This window comes from Staphylococcus sp. FSL W8-1270, from assembly GCF_038007165.1.
GTDB lineage: Bacteria > Bacillota > Bacilli > Staphylococcales > Staphylococcaceae > Staphylococcus > Staphylococcus hominis.
Genome location: NZ_JBBOWQ010000004.1, coordinates 1 through 3764, shown reverse-complemented (window position 1 = coordinate 3764; position 3764 = coordinate 1). Strand labels below are relative to the sequence as shown.

The following is a 3764-nucleotide window of genomic DNA, read 5'->3' as shown; positions in this document are numbered from 1 at the left end:
ATTATTCCAATTTCCTTATTGTTTGGAACCAACAGAGCTTGATATGTTGTTGAGTTGGTACTTCGTTGGGATTAATCCCAACAAACCACCAACCAACTCGCTAACTCTGTTAGCTAACATATCGCTCATTCCAAACAATAAGTTTTCTCGGCATAATTGCTCTCTTTTGCTATAATTAGTAATAGGAGTAGCGACTCCCCCTCGGAATTACTTAAAAAAGTTTAGTAATTGTGATAGAAATTCGAAAATCGCTCTTAGCAACCTCGTAAATTCTGCTAAGAGCTTTTTTTGCTAATTTATAGTTCTAAATCAAAGCCTTTATCTTTCTCTTGCTTTGTTTTTATCGTTGCATTATTTTCAAATGCTATATGTTTTCTTGATTTTTCGTCTTTCTGTTTAAACATAATCATAACTTCTCGATCTAACGCAATCATATTTCTAAAGGCCTTTTTATATTTTGGATTTATATTATCGTCAATTTTATTAACAATTCGTCTATAATTTTTACCACCAAATATATCTTTTCCTAAGTGACAAACCGCTTTTACAAACTTCCTTGTATTTTCATGCTTAGTTTGTTCATCTTCATAAGCTGATTTATAGTTATCTTTTTCTTTAGTTAGTTTTTCAAACTTTTTAGATGCAGCATTCAATTTTCTACGATTACCATTAATTTCTCCTCGTTGATCCAAAACTGTCTTTTCAAGCGATTGAACCTTTTCTCCCTTTATCAATTTTCTATATTCTGGTTCCATTCTTTTTCCAAAATCTGCCTGCTCTTTTAATGTTTTATAATCTTCTTCTTTCAAAATAACTCGTCCTGTTGGCTCACTTTCTTTCGAAAATAAACTTCGCTTTTTATATTCATACTCAAATTCGTTGTTTAGAGGCTCATACAGAACATTCTTTAAACTTTGGTAATATTCCTCCTCTTCTTCTTTTTTGGCTCTTATTCGGGCTATATGTGCCTCTAAATCGTTAAATGCTTGTTGTTTATGATTAATATCGGCATTCAAACCTTTTAATTTATGCTCAGATTGATCAATATCCTGTTTTAACGTTTTAAACTTTGCCTTTTCTTCTGCTGTTCGATTTTTTATATCGTAAAATTCATCTTTTAGTTTCGGTAATTTTTTTTGTTCAAATCTATCAATCGCTTTACTCATCTTATTGTATTTATTCTTTACAGTCTCCAATTGGCCTTGCATAGATTCAAATTGTAATTTATTATCTACCGTTAAATTCTTAAAATGTACTACTTTACGCACTTCTTCATCTTTTCTATTTTTATAATACTCAGTATCTCTTTTGTACTGTTCAACTTCTCTATGTTGTCGTTCTGTTTTATGTTTCGATGTTCCTCGCTTCAAGTCATGACCTTTATGATTGATATAGTGATTAAATCTATCTTGAAACTCCGTTAATGCTTTTTTATTTCCTAAAACGTCTTTAGCACTCAAACGACCATCTACCGTTAAAGGCACAACTCCAAAATGCATATGCGGTGTTGCTTCGTCTAAATGTACTGTGGCATATAACAAATTGTCCTCGCCATATTCTTCACATAAGAATGCTTTACTATCTTCAAAAAATCGTTTTATATCTTTATCACTTTTTCCTGAAAAAAATTGATTATCAGAAGTAATAATTCCATCGACATGTTTAATCGCATCTTTTCTGATTTTTCGTTTACCGTTATAATTTTGCTCAATTTTCTCATCTATCTTTTGATTGAAATCAATTGAATTGGAATTAATTAAATCATAATTCATATAAGATTTTGTTAAATCAACATCTGCATTTTCGTAATTTTTATTTTCTCTTTGAACGTGTTTTTGAATACCCGTTGTATTGGTTTTACCTTTCACTTTTGACACTCGAATAATAGAATAGCTCATAAATAAATTACCTCCTAAGCACATCATCATCGTGGCCTTTATTAATTAAAGTATAACACACTAGACTTATTTACTTCGTTACATAAGTCATTAAACCGTGTGCTCTGCGAGGCTTGTTTTTGTGCAAGCACAAAAAATGGACTGAATAAATCAGTCCATAAGTTCAAAAGCTGCGACCAAAAATGGTGGTCGCCAATGTTCATAAAATTTATGATCGCTCACGTGTTATAAATTTTATTTCACAAGTTCAAGTTCAATATCAATCTAAATGTTCCAAAAATAAATTCTTTAAGTTTTCTAATTCTTCTTTATACTCGTCTTCAACTTTAGCCGAATGTAATAATCGTTTAATTACGGTCAATTCTTTTTCTGTTAATGTATGTTCAATTCCATTTTCAAAATAAATTGTATTATCATATTTCACTATTTAATCTCCCCTGTTTCTGGATTAATTGTTTTTGAATATATAGCTCTATATCCACATTGATAATTGCCTTCAAACCAAAGTCTAAAAGCACTAGCATTAGATGTGATAACATCTTGAACATAGTTCATATTATCAATTCCATATTCTTTTCCATACATGTCGAGAAATGACATTAAATCAATTACATTAACGATATGTTCTCTTTTCACTATCGCTAATAATTCATTTTTCAAAGTACGTTTTTGACTTTCATCTAAAAAAACATATCTCTCAATATCAAAATCATTTAAATGAATAATATCTTCCTTGTCATACTTATGTTTATTTTTTTTAATAGCATCTTTACTTTCGTGTGTTAAATATTTATAAACACTCTCAATACCATCAATAATTTCTATATGAGACAGAGATTTACTACCCAATGCTCGTTTTATTTTCTTTCTTACACTCTCAGTTGTAACTGGGTTTCTAGCAATATATAAAACATGATAATGCGGCTTTTTGTAGACCTTACCACCATTATTTATAATTGCTTGTTCATCTTCTGTTAACTCTTTAAATTTCCTTTCTGTTTCATCTTTATCATGTAACGGACTAATCGCCATGGGAACATCAAGTTTTTCTAAATGATATTCCCAATCTTCTGGGATACTTTCTGGATAAATAATAAACATAAAGTTTCTAGCCTTTGTTATTTTTTTAGTCATATTGTATAATTACCTTTGAAAATATAAGCATATATTCTAGAGCGGTCTTTTGCCAGGACGCTCTTTTTTCATGCTCATTTTTCTCCTTTCTTATATTCATTTAAAATTAATGTTATCATTGCCGATTTACTCAATCCTTTTTCTTCACATAACTTTTCCAAATACTCATAAAAACTATCAGACATAGTAATTGTAAATCTTTTCTTTTCTGTCATTTTTTCTCCTTTCAATCAATCTAAATTGTCAAAATTATAGTATCATAGTTGTGTACTTTATACAAATAAGTGCATAAATTAGTTGAAACGGCGGAAAAATCGCCAACAAACGGCGGTCATCCTAAAATCTTTATATCCCTTGACGCTCTAAGTACAGAAGGCTCTTTTTATAAAATTTGGCACTCGGCTCAATATATGGGGGGGTCGTAGTAGCCCCCCCCTTGTCCTCCAAATTTTGAAATTTAAAATCCAAAAACCAAAAATAAAAAGACCAATATTTAAAATATTAGGTCTAATGTATCTTTATATTTTTAATTAAACTTTTAACAATAGTCATACCATCAAAACTTAATTTTGGATGAGATTTTCCCAAAGTTTGACCACCTAACCGGCTATTAGAGTATCCGGTTTTAAAAAATATATAAGTACTCCTAAAGCCAGTCATGACAAGGAACTTAAAAAATGTCGGTACGGAAGTAAAATTTTAGGACATCGAAAGTAACGCTAATTTTACTGC

Annotated in this window: 3 protein-coding genes and 1 pseudogene; all 4 read right to left on the bottom strand. The window is 30.2% G+C overall.

Annotated features, from left to right (window positions below):
- Positions 1-1169: 1169 nt before the first annotated feature.
- Positions 1170-1898 (bottom strand): annotated as a pseudogene (gene mobV, locus NSU06_RS11535) (MobV family relaxase); the annotation flags it as partial.
- Positions 1899-2157: 259 nt separating this feature from the next.
- Positions 2158-2322 (bottom strand): hypothetical protein, encoded by a 165-nt coding sequence (locus NSU06_RS11530; RefSeq protein ID WP_159081139.1) that lies wholly within the window; start codon positions 2320-2322, stop codon positions 2158-2160.
- Positions 2322-3032 carry a replication protein gene (locus NSU06_RS11525; RefSeq protein ID WP_049432986.1) on the bottom strand — a complete coding sequence of 237 codons (711 nt, stop codon included), beginning with the start codon at positions 3030-3032 and terminating at the stop codon, positions 2322-2324. Before NSU06_RS11525 ends, NSU06_RS11530 begins: the two co-directional genes overlap by 1 nt.
- Before the next feature lie 74 nt (positions 3033-3106).
- A complete protein-coding gene (locus NSU06_RS11520; protein ID WP_049432988.1) occupies positions 3107-3247 on the bottom strand; it encodes a ribbon-helix-helix domain-containing protein in 141 nt (46 codons plus the stop codon).
- Positions 3248-3764 lie beyond the last annotated feature (517 nt).